Source organism: Pinibacter soli (assembly GCF_029961145.1).
GTDB classification, from domain to species: domain Bacteria; phylum Bacteroidota; class Bacteroidia; order Chitinophagales; family Chitinophagaceae; genus Pinibacter; species Pinibacter soli.
Genome location: NZ_JASBRG010000008.1, coordinates 39,426 through 61,768 on the forward strand (window position 1 = coordinate 39,426; position 22,343 = coordinate 61,768).

General features: G+C 39.6%; 18 protein-coding genes and 1 riboswitch. Of the genes, 7 read left to right on the forward strand and 11 right to left on the reverse strand.

Going from position 1 to position 22,343, the window contains the following annotated elements; all coding sequences use genetic code 11:
• Positions 1-45: 45 nt before the first annotated feature.
• From QJ048_RS22665 to QJ048_RS22690, 6 genes are all read right to left on the reverse strand, one after another.
• Positions 46-3,954, reverse strand: coding sequence for a TraB/GumN family protein (locus QJ048_RS22665; RefSeq protein WP_282336745.1), 3,909 nt, complete (start codon positions 3,952-3,954; stop codon positions 46-48).
• 265 nt (positions 3,955-4,219) lie between these two features.
• Positions 4,220-4,777 (reverse strand): PIN domain-containing protein, encoded by a 558-nt coding sequence (locus tag QJ048_RS22670; protein WP_282336746.1) that lies wholly within the window; start codon positions 4,775-4,777, stop codon positions 4,220-4,222.
• Positions 4,774-5,232, reverse strand: a complete 459-nt coding sequence (locus tag QJ048_RS22675) for a helix-turn-helix domain-containing protein (RefSeq protein WP_282336747.1) — start codon at positions 5,230-5,232, stop codon at positions 4,774-4,776. Before QJ048_RS22675 ends, QJ048_RS22670 begins: the two co-directional genes overlap by 4 nt.
• 178 nt (positions 5,233-5,410) lie before the next feature.
• On the reverse strand, positions 5,411-6,667 hold the full coding sequence (locus QJ048_RS22680) for a homoserine dehydrogenase (RefSeq protein WP_282336748.1): 1,257 nt from the start codon (positions 6,665-6,667) through the stop codon (positions 5,411-5,413).
• A gap of 106 nt (positions 6,668-6,773) precedes the next feature.
• The gene (gene queF, locus QJ048_RS22685) at positions 6,774-7,208 is read right to left on the reverse strand and encodes a preQ(1) synthase (protein ID WP_282336749.1); all 435 of its coding nucleotides are present in this window, start codon (positions 7,206-7,208) and stop codon (positions 6,774-6,776) included.
• 31 nt (positions 7,209-7,239) lie between these two features.
• The gene (locus QJ048_RS22690; protein ID WP_282336750.1) at positions 7,240-8,424 is read right to left on the reverse strand and encodes a trans-sulfuration enzyme family protein; all 1,185 of its coding nucleotides are present in this window, start codon (positions 8,422-8,424) and stop codon (positions 7,240-7,242) included.
• A gap of 210 nt (positions 8,425-8,634) precedes the next feature.
• Positions 8,635-8,757, reverse strand: a riboswitch (SAM riboswitch).
• A gap of 233 nt (positions 8,758-8,990) precedes the next feature.
• Here QJ048_RS22690 and QJ048_RS22695 point away from each other — a divergent pair.
• From QJ048_RS22695 to QJ048_RS22705, 3 genes are all read left to right on the forward strand, one after another.
• Positions 8,991-9,944, forward strand: coding sequence for a helix-turn-helix transcriptional regulator (locus QJ048_RS22695; protein WP_282336751.1), 954 nt, complete (start codon positions 8,991-8,993; stop codon positions 9,942-9,944).
• A 190-nt stretch (positions 9,945-10,134) separates the two neighbouring features.
• On the forward strand, positions 10,135-10,593 hold the full coding sequence (locus QJ048_RS22700; RefSeq protein ID WP_282336752.1) for a GyrI-like domain-containing protein: 459 nt from the start codon (positions 10,135-10,137) through the stop codon (positions 10,591-10,593).
• A gap of 14 nt (positions 10,594-10,607) precedes the next feature.
• Positions 10,608-11,039, forward strand: a complete 432-nt coding sequence (locus QJ048_RS22705; protein ID WP_282336753.1) for an SRPBCC domain-containing protein — start codon at positions 10,608-10,610, stop codon at positions 11,037-11,039.
• A 165-nt stretch (positions 11,040-11,204) separates the two neighbouring features.
• Here the strand turns inward: QJ048_RS22705 and QJ048_RS22710 are convergent, their stop codons facing one another.
• Both QJ048_RS22710 and QJ048_RS22715 read right to left on the reverse strand, forming a co-directional pair.
• Complete coding sequence (locus tag QJ048_RS22710) at positions 11,205-11,888, reverse strand: YiaD family glycine zipper/OmpA-like lipoprotein (protein WP_282336754.1); 684 nt, start codon at positions 11,886-11,888, stop codon at positions 11,205-11,207.
• 312 nt (positions 11,889-12,200) lie between these two features.
• The gene (locus tag QJ048_RS22715) at positions 12,201-13,109 is read right to left on the reverse strand and encodes a hypothetical protein (RefSeq protein ID WP_282336755.1); all 909 of its coding nucleotides are present in this window, start codon (positions 13,107-13,109) and stop codon (positions 12,201-12,203) included.
• A 391-nt stretch (positions 13,110-13,500) separates the two neighbouring features.
• On the opposite strand from QJ048_RS22715, the gene uvrA reads away from it, so the two are divergent.
• Positions 13,501-16,374, forward strand: coding sequence for an excinuclease ABC subunit UvrA (gene uvrA / locus QJ048_RS22720; RefSeq protein WP_282336756.1), 2,874 nt, complete (start codon positions 13,501-13,503; stop codon positions 16,372-16,374).
• Between the two features lie 126 nt (positions 16,375-16,500).
• Here the strand turns inward: uvrA and QJ048_RS22725 are convergent, their stop codons facing one another.
• Positions 16,501-16,905 (reverse strand): helix-turn-helix transcriptional regulator, encoded by a 405-nt coding sequence (locus tag QJ048_RS22725; protein ID WP_282336757.1) that lies wholly within the window; start codon positions 16,903-16,905, stop codon positions 16,501-16,503.
• A 982-nt stretch (positions 16,906-17,887) separates the two neighbouring features.
• Positions 17,888-18,379: a hypothetical protein gene (locus QJ048_RS22730; protein ID WP_282336758.1), complete on the reverse strand. Its 492-nt coding sequence runs from the start codon at positions 18,377-18,379 to the stop codon at positions 17,888-17,890.
• 43 nt (positions 18,380-18,422) lie between these two features.
• Here QJ048_RS22730 and QJ048_RS22735 point away from each other — a divergent pair, with 43 nt between their 5' ends.
• A complete protein-coding gene (locus QJ048_RS22735; protein WP_282336760.1) occupies positions 18,423-19,022 on the forward strand; it encodes a ferritin-like domain-containing protein in 600 nt (199 codons plus the stop codon).
• 221 nt (positions 19,023-19,243) lie between these two features.
• On the opposite strand, the gene QJ048_RS22740 is transcribed toward QJ048_RS22735, so the two are convergent.
• Positions 19,244-19,390 carry a lmo0937 family membrane protein gene (locus QJ048_RS22740; RefSeq protein WP_282336761.1) on the reverse strand — a complete coding sequence of 49 codons (147 nt, stop codon included), beginning with the start codon at positions 19,388-19,390 and terminating at the stop codon, positions 19,244-19,246.
• A gap of 180 nt (positions 19,391-19,570) precedes the next feature.
• Between QJ048_RS22740 and QJ048_RS22745 the strand changes: the two genes are divergently transcribed.
• Both QJ048_RS22745 and amyA read left to right on the forward strand, forming a co-directional pair.
• Positions 19,571-20,494 (forward strand): YihY/virulence factor BrkB family protein, encoded by a 924-nt coding sequence (locus QJ048_RS22745; protein WP_282336762.1) that lies wholly within the window; start codon positions 19,571-19,573, stop codon positions 20,492-20,494.
• Positions 20,495-20,769: 275 nt separating this feature from the next.
• Positions 20,770-22,275 carry an alpha-amylase gene (amyA, locus tag QJ048_RS22750; protein WP_282336763.1) on the forward strand — a complete coding sequence of 502 codons (1,506 nt, stop codon included), beginning with the start codon at positions 20,770-20,772 and terminating at the stop codon, positions 22,273-22,275.
• Positions 22,276-22,343 lie beyond the last annotated feature (68 nt).

The following is a 22,343-nucleotide window of genomic DNA, read 5'->3' on the forward strand; positions in this document are numbered from 1 at the left end:
GCGAGGAGTTTTCAATATGAACCACTCAGTTATTCAGTTAATCAGTTATTCATACCTCGAAGACTTCGCTGCATCGTTTATATAGCTATCGTCATCATCATCGCCTGATGAGTTTCCGAAGAATCTTGATGAGCTTGGTCTCAGGTCGTACAAAGTTTCTTTTAATAATTTTTGCAAGGTTGGTGCTACATCTTTTTTACCAGGCCTGTAAGTTTCCTGTGTAAGTTTTGTAAAACCCCTCGTGTTGCCGTCATCTTCATTGTCGTCATCATCGTCGTCGTTATCGCCATCATCGCTGCTGTTTACTTTGGAAAGATCGAGCGGCTGCAAACCACACATGGCGATCTTGTATTCATCGTCATCTTTATTTTTCTTGTAACCATAGAAATAAACCCAGCCTTTGTACTTTGGTTGGTTTACCTGTAGCTTATTAATCAAAATCAGCGAATCAAGATTTCCGGAAGTGTAACCGGAAGAAATGAGAATACTTTTCGCCATCAGGTCCTGCGTCTTATATTTTTCCGGAAACAGGTTTTCTTTTTTACAATCAACCAGGGCGCTGTAAAGGTCTGCTCTGTATTTGTCGTCCCCAGCGAGTTTTGTAATGATGCTATCGGGAACGGGTTTGCTATTTCGTATCATAACAACAGCAGTATTAAACAGTGTCCTTTTATCTTTCAGCGCCAGTAGTTTATTAAACAGTGCCGGCACTTCTGACGAATGATCCCAAAATGGAATCAATAAAGTGGAGTAACTGCTTATGTCGTTTGAACTATAGTCATTGTAATCATAATTGTCGTTGTCGCTGTCTTTATCCTTATCATTCAGCTTGCTCATTTCCTTTTTCCTGTCATAAGCTGCTTGTTTTTTGATCGCCTGTTTTGCCTCCAGCAAGAACTTGTTATAATACTGTTTGTATTGGTCGGGCTTAACATAACCGCTGTCAATAGCGTTTTCCAGTAAGGACGTAATGGTTGGTTTGTAATCTTCCAAAACCATTAGGTCCATGAGTTCCGGAAGCAGCGGCGCAGACAATTGCAACGAATCAAACAGCGGCTGCCATTTTGAACTGTAATTGCTGTAATAACTATACGCCTTGAGTCTTTTGCCAGATGATCGTGATACAACTACATTATCAACAAGCGCCTGGATATTGTAAGTATTATTGTTGGCATTAGAAGTGCTGGTCAATGCGGGCGGTTCAACGATTACAAGGGTTTTAAACGCATTGAAAGAATAAGTCGTCTTGATGTCGAGCAATGCATCCAATACTTCATTCTGCAAATCAGAAGTGTCTGTTACCTGTTTGTACAACTTCGACAAGTAGTTCACGGTAGCGGTGTCTCTGAAATTGCCGGCAATGCTTATCCATTTTCTTTTAACGACAAGGTAATTTTTGTCTTTCCATGAAAGGCGCTCAATCGCCTTTATAACATTAGGAAGATCTGTTGAGTCAAATAAAGACGGACTCACTGCTCTCAAAGCTTTTGCTGAAACGGCGCTGTCTTTGCTAAAATAATCTTCAAAAAGTTTATTCGATTTTTTAACAAACGGGTTGAAGCTTTTGATGCTGTCGGAAGGTGTAAACGTTTCAAATACATTTTTGATAAAATCGCTTTTGGCAGAAATGGTATCGCCCTGCGACATGAGGTTGAACGTAGTGCCATTGTGGTACAGCGACTTCATGATCAGTATCCTGCTGCTTCCTGAATCGCCATATTCCACATAGCTGCATTGCCAGTTGCCCGGTGCGGTATATGCTTGTTTTTTACGAACCTGGTATTTAAAATCACTGCGCATCATTAATTTCTTGTCAGAAAAAAAAGCCGCAGAATCTTTTATATAAACGTATTGCGGAAAACGAATCGAAGTGACGCTTATATGCTCGCCGGTGGTGTCATTGCCAATATTTTTGATGAAGAAGCTGCTCAACGCATCCTGCAACGCAGATTTATTATCGTCATCAGTATTGGCATATATGTCAAGAGATGGATTGTCGGAACTATCAATTTCTGTTTTATAGAAAAGGGGACTGTTTACAGTATAGCCAACCGCAGTGTCGGTGCGTAGTTTGCTCTCTTTGTACACAAAAGGAGTTATCTCAAATGAGTTGATAAAGTTGTCGGCCTTGGCTTCGTTTTGTTTGTATTTCGCACCGATCACGTAATAGTTATTACCTTGGATAAGGTAACGAACTTTTACCGTAGAACCGTCAGCATGTTGGTACTTAGCATTAATAACGGGATATCTGTTCACGTTGCCCAGCTTGCCACCAGCAGTTTGTTTCAATATTTTGGAGCTGGTAAAACTTTCCTCCATTAAGCGAAGTTCGAAACTGTCTTTTTCAATGTACTCATACTGCTGAACAGTGGTTTTGAAAATGAAATAGGCGCTGTTGTTTGCATCTTTACTTAACCATTCGCTTCTGTCACGGTCGTTTCTTTCATTTGCAATGTAAAACGGCTCGGAAGGAAAACTAACTTTAAAACCACCGTACGGCGGTTGATACAAAGTGGCCTGCGTATTTTTTGCAGGGAAATTTATTGATGAAAAAAATTGGTCAGCTTCTTTGCCTTCAGTAATGTAATCAGCAATTCCGCTGATTTTGAAAATCAAAACCTCATCCGGAAAAATGAAAATGTTGTAACGCTGCACATCGCCTTTCCTGGTTTTGTTTACAATATCAAATCCATTGTAGCCGTTTCGCGTGATCGCTTTCTTGGATAGTATTTTGCCCGGAATATTTTCATACAAAAGACTATCGGTTTTTCTGGTAACAGTTTCGATAGAATTCCCAAGTAAAGAAGCGTTGGTTTTAACACGTGTTGCCATGTAGTAGCTGCCGTTGCTCATGTCTGCATATTGCAGCATATTCATATGTCCAAGTGTATTGTACCTGTAGAGTTTGGGTCCGGGAATATCTACTTTGAAAACACTATCTTCTGAGTATTGCGTGTTGAAGGTCAGCGGTACTCTAATTTTTTCAATCTTTTCTTTTTCCTCGCCGTCGCGTTGACCAGTATAAACAGGACGAAGTTTATATCCTTTTTTGCGGAGCATTTCAATCACGCCTCGTTCGCCCGGAAGGTGAGCTGCGCCAACGCCAACAAACAAAGAGTGTTTTTGAATGATTGTATCAATGGAGTTGGCCTGTATTTCATTCCTTTTGTACAGAAATTTTTCCTGAAAGGCATCAGAGGTAACACTTGCGACTTCCAGTGAATCCAGCACATCCAGATCGCCACGCCTGTAGGCATCTTCCATTCTCTTTCTACCGCCATAGCTATCATAGTCATAGCGTTGCTTGCGGTTCTTGTCTTTGTACATTGCCGCGTAAGCTTCTTTTACAATGCGGTTAGATTCTTTATAATCCTCTACGCCCGTCACAATTTTGTTAAGCTTGCGACCCATGCGGTAGATGTACATGTCCAGGTAGGTTTCCTCCTCAAAATCCTCCATGCCCACATTGTTGCGATATAACATGCCGTTGACCATGCGTGCCTCTGACGATAAAGCCAGTTTTATTTTGGATTCGTAATTGCCTATTGCAAAAGTTTGCTGTGTAAGTCTGTCGTTTGCTTCTGAAAATGAGTTGTAATAATTGTTGCCATAAGGATTCATGCTTTTGCCGTCGGCCCATTCCTGTTGCCACACTTCGGGATTTTGTTCGAGGGCAACGACCTCAACATTTTTTATGGCGTTGTAAAATGAATCACTGAGATTGAAAACTAATTTATTGCTCACATGCATTGTTCCAAACAGGTAAGAAGGTTTTTTCATGTCTTTACCCGTGATTTCCCAAAGCAGGCTAGAATATTTTTTTTGAGGCCGGGAAGGTGCAGATGTAACCGCTGTTTTTGTTGTGGTTATTGTCTTTTTCTTCTGGGCATACGAAGGGTTTACGAAAAAAATAGCGCAAATAAGTGCAAACGGTAAGCCAGGTTTAATTTTCATATAAAAGGGTTTTGTGCCTCTAATCCACCTTAAGTTAGTTAAAAAATGAAAATCCCGATCACATTTAACGAATCAGAAGGGATTGTCAGGGTTTTAGGTCGTTTTACAGGGCTTTGAACAAAAAAGAAGAGGTTTTTCTTCGGGGTAGGACAGTATTTTACTATAACCCAATAGATGGCGTTTTATTGCTTTTCCATAGGGATTGAGGAAATTGTTGATGTAGTGAATGGATAGCAGGATGAAAAATAGGTAAGTATTTGTATGGTTATCTTAGAAGGTAAACTGACTTTTCTAAGCCGCATTTTTCTAAAGTGTTTAACACCTGCTTTTTGGTTTGAGGTGGTTTTTTCAAGGAATCAACCAATTTGTCCAAGGTTTGCAAGACTACTTTTTTGTTCTCACTTACAAGCCTTAAGACAAAGTCATCTGGAGAAATGGCTTCGATATTTTGCTCCTTCAGTTTAGACTTAGGAAAGTCTTTAAGATTATTGGTTAAGATCAAAGACGCGCCACCTTTGATGGCGGCAGCAAGAACATGTCTGTCATTACTATCGGGTAGCGACAACAATGCAATCAGTTTTTCGTATTCGGTAACTTTCGCATCTGGAAAATAGTCGTCCATTAGAGTTTTTGTTCTGTCCAACTTTGTAATTGTTAGATCTGGTCTGTTTTTCGCCAGATTCTCTATCCATTCGCTGAGAATTTTGTTCGTCCATTTTGGTTCGTACAAATCGGCATCAGCTAATCGAAGTAAAAAGTCTCTTAAAGGAGCAGAATAGATTGCATTGGCGTCAAGCAACACAATTGTCTTCAGATTATTCATGAATGCCACAGATTAAGTTCCTGCGCCTGTCTGGTCATCCAATCAAGAGCTCGTTTTCTTTGTTTTCTAAATTCTTTCTCATAAGCAATCACATCCGCAAGTTTTATACGCCTATGGGAACCTACTTTTTGGTAAGGAATTTTTCCTTCTTCCAGTAGCTTTACAACGTAGGGTCGGGAAAAATTCAGTATGTCAGCTGCTTGCTGGGTTGAGATTAATTCATCAGATGAGAGAATAGTAATGGATTTTCCTTCCGCCATCTTGCCAACTATGCTATAAAGATGGCTTAATGCCTGAGTTGGCACACTCATTGCCGTTCCGTTTTTGCCAACGGTCACAATTGTCGTGGCAGCTTTCTTTTTTTTAGACTGTCGCTGTAGTTTTTGAATTTCGTTCATTGCTTCCATTGCTATTTTTTGTTCATGTTTTGTTGGTTTGAAGGTTACTGTTTGCATAAAAAGTATTTGGTACTCAAATGTACATAAACGAAATAAACGAAACGAGTATTTTTTTCTTTTAGCAACTAATCCCAACCATTCAATTATTCGATCTTGAAGGGACTTAATCACAAAAAAAGCCGCACTCTCGTGCGGCCCAGACAAAAACTATAACAATGAAAAATGAGAGAGCTGATTAGAATATGCCTGCGAGTTCCAGGCTTTTTTTCTTGATGTTTCTTATTTCAACGTCTTCAATAATTGAATCCGGCGCAACGATAAGTGATGTGCCGTTTTCTTTCCACCATTTGCCGTTTTTAAGCTCCGCAAAAGGGAGTACGCCTACAAGGTAGCTTCTGCTTTCAGAGGAGTGCCATTCTTCGATCCAATTGAATTTCTCTTTAGGAATGTTTTTCAGATCTGTAAAGCTTATGTACACTCTTATGTAAAAATCATCGCTTAGCTCATGCGGCGTGTGATGATACAATTTCTTATACTCGTATTTGTAATCGTAACGAAGCGATGAGATATCACTCAGCACCGCAGAAGCAGTAGGGAAGCTTCCGGCACCTTTTCCGTAAAAGAATTGCTTGTCGGCAAAACCACTTTCGATTACCACTCCATTGTATTCATTTTTTACAAATGATAAATGGTCGTCAGCCGAAACAAATTGTGGCAATACAAACGCCGCTACTTTTCCGTTCTTCAACTTCTTTGCTTGCGCTACCAGTTTTATCTGGAGATTTTTTTCTTTTGCAGCATTTGCGTCCGTTGCATCAATATTTTGAATGCCATTGAACACGATGGCGTCGGGGTGAATCAGGATACCGTAAGCATGCGTGAGCAGGAATGCCCATTTGCTTACTGCATCATGTCCTTCTACATCAAGAGTTGGATCAGACTCGGCGAAGCCAAGTTGCTGTGCAAGGATAAGTGCTTGCTGGAAATCGAGTTTATCCTCAAACATTTTCGTAAGGATAAAGTTTGTAGAACCGTTTACGATTGCTTTTATGGAATGCAGCAAGTCGTTGTCATAGTATTCTTCCAGGTTACGGATAACAGGGATCGATGCACATGCCGCAGCTTCGCAAAGAAACGACTGTCCTGTAGTCTGTTGTAATTTTAAAATAGCCGGCAAGTGTTCAGCGATCATTTTTTTGCTGGCACTTACCACAGATTTTCCGTTGGTCAAAGCGGTGCTTACAATTTCAAATGCGGCATCCGCTTCGTTGATTACCTCTACAATCACATTGATCTCGGGATCGTTCAGTAATACGTCCTTGTCTGTTGTAAATAAACTTGCCGGAGCATTTCTTTTTTTGTGCGCATCTTTAATACACACTTTTTTGATACTGGCTTTTAAAGACGGAGTTTGTTGTAAAACCTTATATAAACCTTCACCTACTACACCAAAACCAAAAAGACCGATCGTTAATTGCTTATGTGTTTCCATTGTTTATGCTTAGTCTGTTTTTAATTTAAAAGTAAAAAGTAGAAATTCAAAAGTCAAAAGCGCTCTCTCATTTTTTACTTTTGAATTTTTACTGTTGAATTTGTTGTCACATCGTTACTTCCCATTCATCTTCTATAATTTTCCAGTCGTTAAATGTTTCTGTGCCTCCGCGAATTTTCCAGTCGGAATCAATGGTCAGTTTTGAGCTGATGCCACCACGCGGATTACAAATCATAACAATCCTTAGCCTTGAAGGTTGATAAACGGCCATAAGATCCTCGTAAATAATATTGATCAGTCTTTCATAACTCACTACGATGTTCCTTAGCTGGAAAACATAGTGCTTCAGGGACTTGAGTTCGATAATGCTTTTGCCCGGATAAAAGGTAAGATAGATCACTGCAAAGTCAGGCTGCTCCTTTACTCCGAGAAAAGTGAACTCGGGAATTTTTGTTTTTATTTCATACGCCTGGTTTGTAGGGTTTGGAATAGCAACGAGTAAATTCCTGTCAATATCTTTATACGTTTTTATAGCGCTCATCTAAGTTGTATTTGAAGGGGTTTGATTGTTTTTAACAAGCTTGTAATACTTGCGAACCGATTACATTTTTGTTTTCAATAGAATCAAATGTTTGTTTCAAATCATTGATCAAATCATTCGCGTCTTCCAAACCAACGCTCAATCTTATCAGGCTGTCATTCACACCGTTTGCTCTGCGTTTATCTGCAGGGATGGATTTGTGGGTCATTTGTGCAGGGTGGCAAAGCAGGCTTTTTACACCGCCAAGGCTTTCTGCCAATTTGAACAAACTGGTAGAAGTTACAAAAGCTGCGGCTGCTTCTTCAGTGTCATTTTTCAAAGTAAATGATACCACGCCACCAAATGCCTTCTGCTGTGTTGCTGCCAATTCATGTTGCGGATGGCTCTTTAATCCAGGATAAAAAACTTTATCCACTGCTGGATGCGATTCAAGGAAAGTGGCTACAGCCAAGGCATTGCGGCTATGTTCTTTTACACGCAAATGCAAAGTTTCAATACCTCTGATCAAAAGGAAGCTATCAAACGGTCCAAGAATATTACCGCAGGCGTTTTGATAGAATTTTATTTGTTCACCCAGTTCTTTTGTTTTTGTTACTACAACACCGGCTATTACATCGCTGTGACCACCCAGATATTTTGTAGCACTGTGTACTACGATATCCGCACCAAGGTCAAGCGGGTTCTGCAATACAGGTGTTGCAAACGTATTGTCTACGCAAAGCAGGATGTTTTGTTGCTTAGCAAGCTTTGCTATTGCTGTAATATCAGAGATCTTAAGCGTAGGATTAGTAGGCGTTTCAAGCCAGATCAATTTTGTTTTTGGAGTAATGGCGTTGAAAACTTCCTCCACTTTTGTGGTATCAACATAAGTAACGCTGATGCCAAACTTCTTATACACTTTTTCAAACAGACGAAAAGCACCGCCGTAGATGTCATCCACAGCTACAATTTCATCACCGCTTTCAAGGAGCTTTACTACTGCGTCGATAGCTGCAAGGCCACTGGCGAAGGCAAGACCAAACTCACCGTGCTCAAGTTCTGCGACTAAGTTTTCCAGTGTTTTGCGTGTAGGATTGTTGCTGCGGGAGTAATCAAATCCTTTGTTAACGCCTGGTGCTTCCTGCTCGAAAGTGGATGTTTGATAAATAGGAACTGCGATTGCGCCTGTTAATTCATCTACCGGAATGCTGTGAATGAGTTTTGTTGTTGCTTGCATTGTTAAACAGTTTTTGTGCTTCGCTGTGCGAAACGATTGATAATTGATTAAACATTGTTTTGTCTGAAAACTTATGCAAGAAGGATTACCGGAAATGCTGTTTTGTTTGATACTTCACCAGGTTGGCAACAAGTGTATAAAACAAAAAAGCGCTCCCGATAAATCAGAAGCGCTTTAAATATTGTAAGTAGAAATTGTAAAGCATTATCTGACTTATCTGTCCCGAATAAAATCCATCGGGGTGGAATTGGCACCTTACTTCTTCGAGTTGAATCGAATTGCAGGTTGCCAAGGCTTCAAAGGGCCATGTCCCTCAGCCTTTCTTGATAAGTGATCTATAAAGAACTGGCGCAAAGATAAGGTTACATATTTCAAATTTCCAAATGGAATTTGGGGAATTGAAAATTGAAAGTTGAAAATTTAAAATGATTTTGCTTTTGGGTTAATTGGTTATCAAGTATTTAGATGTTGACAAAAAAGTTTGAAATTTTTTGTGCGGCAACACTAACAACCATCAACTAACAACCGACAACTTGTATTTTTGTCACTCCAACAAACAACAACAATTGAACCGGATAGACAGGCTAAGTGCCATTTTGATTCATCTGCAAAGCAAGCGACGTGTAACGGCACAGGAAATTGCTGAGCGTTTCGAGATTAGTTTGCGAAGCGTATATCGTGATGTAAAAGCCCTGCAGGAGAGTGGTGTGCCGATCATCGGTGAATCGGGCATCGGTTATTCCGTAATGGAAGGTTACCGTTTACCGCCCGTAATGTTTACTAATGAAGAAGCCAGTTCGCTGTTACTTGCGGGAAAACTAGCGGAGATTTCTACTGATCCCGCTGTGAAAAAGCATTTTGAAAACGCATTGTTTAAAATCAAATCTGTACTGCGTTACACAGACAAAGAGCAAATCGAAACGCTCGAAGAAAATGTCATCGTTATCCCGTCATCTTACAATACGAGCAAAGATGCAAATGCTCAATATTTAAGCGAGCTACAAAGAGCGATGGTCACAAAAAGAGTGGTGCACATGGAATATTGCAAGGCGTATGACACCACTGTTGAAGCTCGTGATGTAGAACCAATCGGCTTGTGCTACTATGGAAACGCATGGCATTGCATTGCCTGGTGCAGGCTGCGAAAAGATTACAGGGATTTTAAAATGAGCCGTATTGTAAAGCTTTACGTAACAGACACAGTTTTTGATAATTCCTCACATCCATCCATAAGCGAATATCTCAGCAAGATGACGGCGAGAGAAAAGCAGCTTTCTGAGATCATCATCAGGATAAGAAAAGATGTTGCCAGGTACATCGGCGGGCAAAAATATTATTACGGATTTGTGTCTGAAGAAATATGTGAAGACGACGTAAGGCTAACGTTCCTAACTTCTTATCCCGATATGTTTGCCCGCTGGATTCTGATGTTCACTGATGGGCTCACCATTGAATCTCCAGCTGACTTTAAAGCCCAGGTTAAAGAGATGTGCGAGAAGTTATACAGGCATCATGTGTGAGTCAACACTGTCGACCATCAAAAAATTACCACTAAGAATTGCCTGAATTTTATAAAGCTCTTAGTGAATCTTGTGTCCTTAGTACCTTAGTGGTAAACTTCAAAAGCGAAGGTTTTTTCTCTTTTCAAAAAAACTTCCTGACATAAGGCTGTCACTACCGCATTGTTGTTTTGTGTAAAATTAACACACCATGCAAGTCAAAACAATGCCACCGATGACCGTTCTTTATTACACTACGAGAACAACTTTTGCCGGATTAGAAGATATTATCGGCAAGGTTCCGCAAGAGCTGCAAAATGAAGCAAATCGCCTGCAACTTTTTATTTCCGGGCCTCAATACTGGTTTTATTTTGGCGCCGATGGCAAACCGGATACGGAATTTACTCTTGAGGTTGCACTTCCTATCAAAGGCGACGTTAATCAATCAAGCGCTTATCAATTCAAACACTTATCACCTTTCAAATGCGTTGCTGCCACTCATGAAGGTGGTTGGGATCAATTGCATCTTACCTACGGTAAAATAATTCCGTGGTTGTTTTCGCAGGGCATGCAAATGGCAAACGATCTTGAGTGCAGGGAAATGTATGTGAATGTTGATTTTGAAGAACAGGAAAACAATTTAACCGAAGTGCTGGTCGGCATTAAATAATTCAAACGCCATTTATGGAAACCGCATTAAGCATAGAGCGTTCTTTGTCATTGCCCGCAACGAAAGACCATGTTTGGCAGGCATTGATAGATCCGGATTTTACAAGGCAGTACATGTTCAATTGCGAGGTGATCACTGATTGGCAGGAGGGAAGTATGGTGCTTTGGGTAGGAAAATATGCAGGTTACGAAGCATTTCAAAAGGGATTGGTGATCAAATTTGTTCCCTGTAAGGAATTGAAATATTCCTTGTTCGACCCCTACTATGAAAGTGAAGATGAACTTCGTAATTATGTGCATGTTTCTTATAAGCTGGAAGAAGAAGATCACAGTACAAAGCTGGTAGCAACGATAAATAATTTCGGGGCAAACTACAATCGCTATTCGCAGGTTAAGCACTCCTGGGATGAGGAAGTATTGCCGGGATTAGAAGGGCTGTTTAAATAAACAAAGAGCGCAGATTAATGAGAAAGAACGCAGATTTTCAAGATCATTATGATTAATGATGATTTTTCATTTGAGATTTAATGCAATGCCTAATTCAAATTCTAAATATTAAATCATCATTAATCATAATAGTCGTGATAATCTGCGTGCTTGTACTTTGCGGCTCTATTGTTGACCTGCTTGTTTTTTGGCTTCCTGCTGCATTTTTTCGTTAGCAGAAATTATAAATTCCACGCGACGGTTTTGTGTACGCCCTTCCGGTGTGGCATTAGGATATTTTGGAACATCCGGGCCATAACCTTTTGTTGTAACGCGAGATGAGTTGATATTATGATCAAGCAAATAGTTTGCTACTGCAATCGCACGGTTTACGGACAATGTTTGGTTGTATGCTTTTGTTCCCGTACTATCCGTGTGACCTTGTACTTCGATATCTGTATCTGGATATGTATTAAGGACAGTGATCAATTTGTTGAGGCTTTCTTTTGATTGATCAGAAAGATCAAATTTATTTACCTTGAACAGTACTGCACTGTTGAACTCGACCATAATACCTTCGCCTACTCTTTCTACTTTTGCGTCAGGTATGGTTTGTTTAATTTGCTCAGCCTGTTTATCCATGTTGCGGCCAATGATCGCACCACCTGCGCCACCTACAACGGCTCCGATGATAGCGCCGAGACCCGCATTGCCAGCTATTTTGCCAATTACTGCACCTGCAGCGGCACCACCTGCAGTTCCTATCACTGCACCTTTTTCTGTTTTGTTCATTTTGTTAACCGTGCTACATCCTGATGCCAAAATCAAAAGAGCCATGCTACCAAATAGAAGACTTTTTACTTTTTTCATACACTTTGGGTTTTATTACAATAAAATTTTATTTCTAAATAGTTAAAAAAATTGTTCCTCAGCTATAAGTATTTGGGAAAAGAATACCGATGTAAAAGAGATGAATTAACCCGTTGTTGGGTTGCGTATAATGAATTGCGACTTGTATATTGGATCATAGGCTGGATTTTGTTTGAGGCCGCAAATGTAAATAATTCATGTAAACAATGGATGAGTAAAAGTCCTATAAACAAAAAAAACCGGGCAATTTGCCCGGACTTTATATTGGTCGAATATCAGAATTTTGGATGGCTTAATGGTAATTGGATTTTATTATAGAGATGCAGTACCTGCATCGGTTTTAATACCATCAAAGCTGATCACTTTTTTCACAGGAGCCTTTGCAACTGCATGAGAAGTTTTACCTTTTTTCATTGGTTTCTCAGCAGGCATTTCAGCGCTGGCTGTTGCTTGTGTACCGTTTAAAGAAGCAGTAGGATCTGCATCATTAAAGCCGCTGCCGATACGGATATGCACTTCTTTTGAAGTTTCATTATAAGATACGATACCTTCTGAAATTGATTTTTTATCGCTTACTTTTTGGGCGGGAATTTTATAAATGTTTGCATCACTTTTCAGGTAAGCGTAAAATTTATCATCACCTATACCGGACACCCAGATCTTACCAGGGTTTTGTTCATCAACAGTTATTGTAACATTGCTGCCAGCTGTTGTTGTAGTTGTTGCAGATGGCTGTGTTTCGTTCGCTGTTGTAGTTGTATTTTCCGGTTGATAAGTTCCAAGCACTGCAACATAATATTTACCTGCATTCGGAGCCGGCGCAGAAGATTTAAATTCTGACAATGGCTGTGCTTGTGGAATTGGAGCTAAAGAACCCCATGCGGAAGTTTTTTTAGCTGTATCACCTGGTATAGTGTCTAACACAATGTATGCATCTTCTACTACAAAAGGTCCTTTTGCTACATAATTAAAAGAGAGATCTTTCTTTTTATCAGAAGTGTCTTTCTTAGGTACTGTATCTAGTACGTTATAAGCAATCCACTTAGATGTGTCTCTCTTAGTGGTTGTGTCTCTTTTTCCGGGAACTGTATCCAGAATAGATACAAAAGAAATGTCTTTTTTCGTAGTTGTATCCTTTGGTGTTTTTGTAGTATCAGTTTGGCTGAAACCCTGTGTTGACAGTAATATCAGGCCTCCCAGAAGTAATTTCGGTGCTTTCATAACTAAAGGTTTGTTTTTATCAATTTGTTTTCTGACTAGTAGTATAGAAAAACTGTGCCAATTCTATAAAAATGTGGATAACTCCGTTTTTTTAGGAAATGCTTTTTTGTCGAAACTCAATGATACTGTGGCTTTCATTGATTTGCTGTATGTTATGCACCTTTAAACTGAGAAGCCTGTGTTATGAAAACATTAACGAATACAAAGGTTTCGGCGTTTTGCAGGCGCTTGCTAAGTAGACGCGAAAGACACTGTTTTACGAATCAGGAGATTTTGCCCCAATAGTCTTGTAAGATGGTAGGAAATTCGTGTAATTCACGCCGGATAAGCGTTTTATCATGTCACTACTTTATCTTAAATTTACTTTTCTATTCTTATAAGGAAACAAGGTATGGCAAAGAACAATAACGGGTTTGTAAGTGACGACGGTGCAATAGAAGTTTTTGGTGCGAAGGAGCACAATCTGAAGAACATTGACATCTCCATTCCAAAAAATAAACTGGTTGTATTCACAGGGGTTAGTGGCAGCGGAAAATCTTCCCTCGCTTTTGATACAATTTATAACGAGGGTCAGCGCCGCTACATGGAAAGTTTCAGTGCATATGCAAGACAGTTTATTGGTAATATGGAAAGACCGGAAGTGGATAAGATCACAGGGCTTTCTCCGGTAATTTCTATCGAACAAAAAACTACGAATAAAAATCCACGATCAACTGTTGGAACTATTACAGAGGTATATGACTTTCTGCGATTGTTGTATGCAAGAATAGGTGAAGCCTACAGCTACAACACTGGAAAGAAAATGACGAAGTTTAGTGAAGAAGAAATTGTAGAAAATATTTTTAAGAAATTTCTTCATCAGAAGGTGAGTATCCTTGCCCCGGTTGTACGTGGTCGTAAGGGACATTATAGGGAATTGTTTGAGGACCTTCGCAAAAAGGGTTTTGTGAAAGTGCGTGTAGATGGTGAGATAAAAGATCTTGTTCCAAAGATGCAGGTGGATCGTTATAAGATTCACGATATAGAATTGGTGATCGACAGATTGAAAGTAGAAGAAGAGTTTCGCGTGCGCATAAGCCAGAGTGTGCAACAGGCATTGAATCTCGGTAAGGGGCTTATGTTTCTTGATCTTAGTGAAGCTGCAAAAAACACAGCATCCAAAGAAGCATCTTACTCAAAGCAGTTGATGTGTGAAGACACGGGTATTAGTTACGAAGAGCCATCTCCCAATTCATTTTCCTTTAACTCTCCATATGGTGCGTGTCCCGTTTGTAAAGGCTTGGGAACAGTGTACCAAGTGAGCATGGACAAAATAATTCCCGACAATACCATCAGCATAAGTGATGGTGCCATTGCTCCGCTAGGAGAGGAACGTGAGGCATTTGTATTTAAGCAGGTGCAGCAGATGGCGAGAAGATATAAGATCGACCTTAAGAAACCAGTAAAAGATCTTCCGCAAAGATCACTGAATCTATTGCTGTATGGTAATGAGGAGGGTGAAGATGAAGCGGTAATGGATTTTGAAAATGTTTCCTCGGAAGGAACTGTGTACACCGAAGAGTTTGAAGGCATTGTACCGCAATTGAAAAGATGGTTTGCGGCAAGCAACTCAGACGCAATACGCGATTGGGCAGAAAAATTCATGGATCTGAAAACATGTCCGTCCTGTAAAGGTGCAAGACTGCGCAAAGAAAGTCTTTGGTTTAAAGTAGATGAAAAAAATATTGCCGAAATAAGCGAACTGAATCTTGACAAATTAATGGTTTGGTTTACCGGCATTGAAAAAAGATTGTCTTCAAAACAAAACACTATTGCTAAGGATATTTTAAAAGAGATTCGTGAGCGTTTACAGTTTTTGCTGGACGTGGGTCTTACTTATCTCACAATTAACAGATCATCCAAAACATTGAGTGGGGGCGAATCGCAGCGTATTCGTCTCGCTACGCAAATAGGATCTCAACTGCAGGGTATCACATATATTCTTGATGAGCCAAGCATTGGTTTGCACCAGCGTGATAACCACAGACTGATTGACGCATTGAAAAATCTTCGCGACATTGGCAATAGCGTTTTAGTTGTTGAGCATGATAAGGATATCATGATGGCCTCTGACTATCTTGTTGATATTGGGCCTAAAGCAGGCAAGCATGGCGGAAGCATAGTGGCACAAGGCACTCCTGATGAAGTGTTAAAGAGCCAGAGCGAAACCTCCCAATATCTGAACGGCAAAAAAGGAATTGCTGTTCCCAAAGAAAGGAGAAAAGGAAACGGCAAGTCAATGGTGTTGAAAGGTGCGAAAGGAAATAACCTGAAAAATGTGAGTGCAACATTTCCTCTCGGAAAATTGATTGTTGTAACGGGTGTAAGCGGTGGTGGTAAATCGACGTTGATCAACGAAACGCTGTATCCGATTCTTTCCAAATATTGCTACGATTCTAAAATGTACCCGCTGGAATATGATTCCATAAAGGGATTGGAGAACATTGATAAGGTAATTGAAATTGATCAGTCACCAATTGGAAGAACGCCAAGAAGTAATCCAGCCACTTATTGTGGATTTTTTACGGAGATAAGAACGCTGTTCTCTGCCGTGCCCGAAGCGAAAATTCGCGGCTATAATGCGGGAAGGTTTTCGTTCAACGTGAAAGGCGGACGTTGCGATATGTGCGAGGGCGGAGGCATGCGTGTAATCGAAATGAACTTTCTTCCGGATGTATATGTGCATTGCGAAAAATGCAATGGAAAACGGTACAACAGGGAAACACTTGAAATACGTTATAAAGGAAAATCTATCAGCGACGTTCTTGATATGACAGTCGATGAAGCCGTTGAGTTTTTCCAGAATGTGCCATATCTCTATCGCAAAATAAAAGTGTTGCAGGAAGTAGGTTTGGGTTATGTTACACTTGGACAAAGTGCCGTAACGCTTAGTGGAGGTGAAGCGCAACGTGTAAAGCTCGCGACAGAGCTTTCTAAAAAAGATACTGGCAAAACTTTCTACATTCTCGACGAGCCCACAACAGGGCTTCACTTCCAGGATATTCAACATCTCCTGGATGTGCTGAACAAGCTGGTTGATCGTGGCAATACTGTGCTTATAATTGAGCACAACCTCGATGTTATAAAAGTCGCAGATCACATCATTGATCTTGGTCCCGAAGGCGGTGATGGCGGTGGTAAGATATTGTTTGAAGGATTACCTGAAGATCTTATAAAAGTAAAAGAGAGCCACACCGGGAAGTTCCTGAAAGAGGAATTGAAATAGAAATAATTGAATAACTGAATAATTGAATAATTGAATAACTGAATTCGAAAGTTGATCTTTCATCAAATAATTCAATTATTCAACCTTCAGTTAGTCAGTTACTCAGTTATTCGGTTATTCAGTCTCTTACTTCTCCTCCAATCCCTGCTTCAAAAACATATTCTCCGTCATTAATTCGGCGATTTGTTTGTCTTTTACATCCATTAATTGCTTCAGGGTGTCCACATTCAATTGAAGGCTATCAATCAGTTTGCCCGTGTTTGCTAAATAAGCCTCCTGTTCTTCTTTCACAGCCTGGCTATGTTCAAAATTATAACTCGTAAGAGCGAGATCATCGACGATCAGGCGGTCGAGGCTGATTTGAAAAAAGTCGCTGATTATTACTAACTCTTCAATATTTGGTTGAGCTATTCGTTTTTCCCAATTCCCTATTGTAGTGTGCGCTTTTTCAACCAGGATGGCGATTTCAGTTTGCGTAACGCCTTTGCGTTTTCTTAAGTACCGCAGATTACTCGCGAAGTGGTGTTTCATTATAACCAATGATTATTTAAAAAATATGTACTTCTCAAATAAGCTGGGTATATTTGCCTTGCTATATCATTATTACCTGATGGCCAAATACTTCCTACTTACTTAAAGAAACCATTAAATTTTTTGTGATAAAATACCAGCCGGATGAATTAGTCCGGTCAGCGTTATTGGTAGGTACTTGTCAATGAGCAAATATATTGTATTCAGTTCTATTTCAGAAGTAAAGCCACTTTCGACCGGTTCTTACTCAATATTTACCTTTTACAAAAGTTGCTATTATGTGTGCTAGTGATGATTCAAATCAAGTTTTTTAAAGCGCATATCTGAACCCGTTGTTTATCAGATGTTTAGGCTAATGTTAAGAATTTCGAAAAGTTACTAACATCGTATGAAATTATTCTTATTTTTTTGCAACTTTAAAGGAGATGAACAGCAGGTAATTTCAGTTTAAAAAAATGAAGCAACCTGGTTCTCTTTTTTAAATCCACCTTTCCTGCGAACGCGAAAAACCTACCCCTAATTTTAACTCGTCAACCAACTTGAAAGATGTTACTACAATTACTTTACCACGTCATCTGCTTTTTAGTGCTAATGTCATGTTTTTTATCATTCAGCCTTAATAGAACAGATAAAAAGAAGTTCAAAATGCCTTTTATTGATCCTACAACAAATGTCTCTAAGTAGCAGATTTAACTATCGATATCGATAAATGAAAAATGGCAATTTCCACTTCTGAAAATCACCATTGTATTTTATGCAGAAAGTAAATCGACAGCCTTTCGAGACATTTACTTTCAATTAATTTTGTTGGACTATTTTGTTTGCGAGGCATCGTGCGGATTCTGCCTCGTATTAATACTTTGGAATAACCAGAATGCTCACTTTATTAAGGTGGTCTTCAATAAATTATGCGAGACAATTACTGGAAATTGAATAAGGTAGGATATTGAAAAAGGGATGTGGCGAAGCAAGCAGAAAAGGATCAACTCGCAATTTTATATTCGAGCACCCCGCGTGACGGGTTGTGAAACGGAAACAAAGTTTCCATGAAAAAATTCAATATCGCAGCCCACACATTGTTTTTTCGCGCTGTCGGTTCAAATATTTCTATTCCTTCAATTTTTACTCTTACCAACATGGATTGATCGTAGGCCTTTTCACGTAACTCATTGTCTACGCAGGTTACGGTATTTATTATTTCCGGATCAAGAATCATTTCTCCCAACCCGTTAATGGATAATGATGTATTTACTCCTTTTTTAAAATAAGAAAGTTTTACGGGGAAAATTCTGTCAAATAATGCCACATGCTGTACGGGCCTAGGAACAAGAAACCACAAATGTCCCAGCTCGTCAATGCACAATGTGTTTACAATTTGTGTAGGCAGTTTTAATAATGTATCAGGCATGCTGTACATAATGGCACTGCCAATATTCTCTATTTTGTCTTTGATTATTTCAAGGCTTTTGTCCATAACACAGTTATTTGTTTAGTCAATAACAATTAAATGTTATGCCTTGTTGAAAATTAAGGAAATAAAAAAAATCGGTGTAGAATTTGTTCCTCAAAGACCAGCAACATTTTTAGTGGTTCTTTATGAAATGTTGGTACAATTATTTAGATACAGTAAGCATAAAAAATCAGATACTATGTCACAAAATGAAACTGTAGAGGTTTTAAATGACCTTATCAAAATCAACAACGATCGCGTTGCCGGATATCAAAATGCAATTGATAATACACCCGGTATTGATGTAGACTTAAAGGCCATTTTTAGAAACATGGCAAACGAAAGTCTTAAGTATAGTAATCAACTTAAAGACGAAGTTGTAAAACTCGGTGGCGAACCAGCAACCGGCACAACTTTGAGTGGAAAGATTTATCGTGCTTGGGATGATGTTAAAGCAAGCTTCTCAGGTAATGACAGACAATCTGTTTTGAATGCATGCGAATTTGGCGAAGATGCTGCACAAAAAGCATATAAAACTGCGTTGTCTTCTGATGCTGAGTTGCCTGCAGCTTTGAGGCAAACAATTATGGACCAACAAACAGCTTTGAAAAAATCTCATGATTTGATCAAGAACTATAGAGATGCGAATAAAGCAGTAAGTGCTTAGGCTTGGAATAAATTTCAACAGAACGAGGGTTAGGTACGAAAGTGCCTGACCTTTTTTGTAGCTATTATCGGAAGCATTTGCGTGCACATCGTACTTCTTACACGAAGCCCCGTTAGCGTGGTATGTTGAACAAGGTTTTTCAAACAAAAAAAGAAGCATTCCTTATTAAACGAATGCTTCTAAAATAGTGATTGGTGATGTATGATGAGTAAGAATATTTTCTAAGCACGCCTGATTACACCAAGCAACAATGCGATAACTGCCAGTACTAATAATACGTGAATCATCCCGGTTGCGCTATAAGCGAATACGCCAACTAACCAACCTACTATTAAAACTACTGCGACGATATAAAGTATGCTTCTCATAATATTCAATGTTTTTTAGTGATTAATCTTTCAAGGAGTATTGTAAAACCTGCGCCAGTGTAAAAACACATGAATCGAGTGGAAGAAATTCCTCAAGTTGCTGAATTTTTAGTTTAAAAGCTACCTCTATTTCTCATTTTTAGACAGGCACATTATTATGAACTCTTTTAAAAAAAACAAGTGCTGTCATTCAAAAGCTTTATAAATATTTTAAAATCAGCGGGTAAGAGTTTTGGGGCGGATAACGCCATCAAATTAAGCGCTTCTCTATCTTATTATACAGTGTTTGCCCTTGGCCCCATGTTGATGATCATGATTTCCCTAGCAGGATTATTTCTTGGTGAAGACGCGGTGAAGGGAAAGATTTACGCTCAATTGAAAACACTCGTTGGGTCTTCTGCAGCATTGCAGATACAAGAAATCATCAAGAATATCGAGGCTTCTCAATTTACTTCTACGGGGGTCGTTATTGGCGGAATTTTACTCGTGCTCGGTGCGACGGGCGTTTTTACGGAGATACAAGATTCAATCAATTATATCTGGTCGATCAGGGCGAAACCAAAGAAGAACTGGCTGAGATATCTCACTAACAGATTGATATCTTTTTCTTTAGTAGTAGGTCTTGGATTTCTCTTGTTGGTGTCATTGCTCATTAACACATTGATAGATGCTTTCAGCGATTATCTCACAAGGTTCTTTTCAGATGATACGTACTACATCGCAGGCTTTATTAATACTGTTCTTACCCTTGGAATAATAACCGGGTTATTTTCCATCATTTACAAAGTTTTACCTGATGCGAGGATTGCCTGGCGCGATGCACTGGTTGGCTCGGGTTTTACGGCGGTGTTATTCATACTGGGTAAATTTCTTATCGGGCTTTATATGGCGCACTCAAAAGTTGGATTGACGTACGGAACTGCAGCATCGATCATTGTTATTCTTACGTGGATATATTATTCTTCAATCATCCTGTATTTCGGGGCGGAGTTTACAAAAGTGTACGCATTAACAAGAGGCGAGGGAATTAAGCCATATGACACTGCGGTTTTCATTGTTAAAACTGAAACAAAAGAGATAAAACCAATGACTGAAGCGAGCTAACGCAAAAATGGGTAATGAGTTTTGAGTAGTGTAACTTATTGTGAAATCTTATTGAACCAATTTCTATGGCGCTTGTGCGTTTAGCGGCACAAAAGATGCATAACCATATATCGGCAGTATTCCCGAAGGGCAGAATACCACCCTCCGGAAAAAAGGGCCAGAACCGTGGAAAGGTGTTAAATAAGCAATTGCCCTACATCTGAATTGGAAGTCTGTACCCGTTCCGACCCCATCATTATTCAGTTACTCAATAATATAATTCAATTATTAAAAATATGCCTAACAGCCTGAACCCGGTGATCATACAGTTTTTTCATTGGTATTATCCCGGCAATGGGAGACTCTGGAACGATTTCGTTGCCGAAGCTCCCAATCTCGCAAAATATGGTTTTACAAACGTATGGTTTCCCCCAGCGTACAAAGGATGCAATGGTGGTTATTCAATTGGTTATGATGCCTATGATCTCTTTGATCTCGGTGAGTTTGATCAGAAAGGAACCATTCCTACAAAATACGGTACCAAAGAGCAATACCTAAAAGCAATTGAAGCGGCACACCAAAATAACATGGGTGTGATTGCGGACGCCGTTTTTAATCACAAAGCCGGAGCGGATGAATTGGAAAAATTTACAGTAAAGAAAGTAAACCCTGACAACAGAAATGAATTCATAAGCGATCATTTTGACATTGAAGCGTGGACAAAATTTACATTTCCCGGACGGAAGGGAAAGTATTCTGAATTTATTTGGGATCACAAATGTTTTTCCGGAGTAGACTGGGCAAACGATATAAATGAAGACGGTGTGTACAGCATTCAGAACGAATATGGCGAAGGGTGGGAAGAGGTAATGGAAAGTGAGTTGGGCAATTACGATTACCTGATGTATGCGGATATTGAGTTTCGCAACGCTGCTGTTCGTGAAGAATTGAAATACTGGGGCAAATGGTATTTAGAACAAACGCATGTCGATGGTTTCCGATTAGATGCAGTTAAACACATTGCATCTTATTTTTTTAATGAATGGATAGACTACATCCGTTCGTTAAAAGAAGAGTATACGCCGATGATTGGTGAATACTGGAACATTCACGATGTAAATGCTTTGCTTCGTTATATCGACGTTACCAAAGGCAGAATGCAATTGTTTGATGCACCGCTCCATCACAATTTTTACACCGCATCAAAAGCGGGGAAAGATTTTGATCTGCGTAATATTTTTAATAACACGTTGGTGCAGCAGCTTCCAACCCATGCGGTTACAATAGTTGACAATCATGACACGCAGCCGTTGCAATCGCTGGAATCGCCGGTGGAAGACTGGTTCAAGCCGCTTGCCATGAGCATGATCTTATTGCGGGTAGATGGCACTCCTTGTGTTTTTCACCCGGCTTTATACGGAGCGGAGTATACTGACAATGGGCATGATGGAAATGGTTACGATATTAAAATTTCACCCGTAGATATTTTACCAGCGCTTTTAAGAGCAAGAAAGGATTTTGCATTTGGAATGCAGCGCGATTATTTCAATCACGCCAACTGCATCGGATGGACAAGAGAAGGAATTAATGAAGTCGCCGGATCTGGTTGCGCAGTTATTTTATCGAACGGCACTGAAGGATTTAAGGATATGCAAATGGGAAACACACACGCCAATGAAACGTTTGTAGATCTGCTTGGAAGAAGAAAAGAAAAAGTAAAACTCAACGGAGACGGATGGGGGAAGTTTGTGTGTGATGGAGGTAGTGTGTCGGTGTGGGTGAGAGAGACAATTAATAATTAAAAATTAATAGGTGTTACACACTAATCCAAAAATCTTTTTTTTCGGTTTGACTAGTAACAAAGGCCGAA